Source organism: Streptomyces sp. E11-3, from assembly GCF_046540415.1.
In the GTDB taxonomy this organism is placed as follows: Bacteria; Actinomycetota; Actinomycetes; order Streptomycetales; family Streptomycetaceae; genus Streptomyces.
Genome location: NZ_JAZGRL010000209.1, coordinates 1 through 942, shown reverse-complemented (window position 1 = coordinate 942; position 942 = coordinate 1). Strand labels below are relative to the sequence as shown.

The 942-nt window shown below is 71.0% G+C and carries 1 protein-coding gene; it reads right to left on the bottom strand.

Annotated elements, in window-relative coordinates:
- Positions 1-942: alpha/beta fold hydrolase (locus tag U9R90_RS36455; RefSeq protein WP_411061793.1), on the bottom strand; the 942-nt coding region annotated here is incomplete at both ends.

Here is a 942-nt window from a genome sequence, read left to right as displayed (position 1 = left end):
GCGGTGGGGGCGGGGCGGGGCGTGCTGGGCAGGATCAGGTTGCTCTCGGGCAGTGTGCCGTCGACGAGGTAGTCGACGACCGTACGGTCCACTTCCTGGTGCCCCCGGACCGCGAAGACCTCGTTGCTGCCGTCGTCCGCCACCGTCACCAGCCGGTCACCCAGCCGGGCGGCCATGTCGACGGCGCCGTTGTAGGAGAGGGTCGGGTTCCCCTGGGCATGCACGACCAGGCCGGGCTCATAACCGTTACGCGCGACCTCGGTCAGCGCCTCGCGCGGTGGCTGGCTGCGGAACGCCGCGACCCACGGCTGGGCGCGCAGCACCCCGTAGCCGTAGAAGTAGTGGCGACGGTAGTGGCGCATGTCGCGGTAGTAGACCTCGAGGTCGCTGGGCCACTCGCCCTCGCTCGTCGTCGCCTCGACCAGACCGGAGACCTCGGTGACGCCGGGAGCGGGCTGCTCCCACTCCGGAGCCGCGAGCAGCCAGGCGGCCTCGACCGCCGCGTACTCCCCCGCCCCCAGGGCCACCACGGTCGTCGCCAGCTCACCCCACAACGGGCGGTGCGTGGCACCAACCCCCACCAGCCCGTCGAGTACGGTGCGGTCCACCCCGCCCAGCGGAGCCGCCGCCAGCCGCTCCCCGATCTCCTCGACGGATGCCAGTACGGCCACCGGGTCGGCCCCCAGACCGTAGACACTGTGGTGCTCACCCACCCAGCCTGCCCAGGCATCGACATTGCGCCGGATCGCCACGGCCTGCGTCATGTACTGGCCACGCCACAACGCCCTCGGGTCCACGCTGGAATCCAGTACATGGCGGTCCACACGCTCCCCGAACATCGAGCCGTACACGGCGCACTGGTAGGTGCCGTCCGAGTAGCCAAGCAGGCTGATCTTCTCTTCGCCGAGGGTGGCGCGGATGAGATCGAGGTCGCGGGCGACG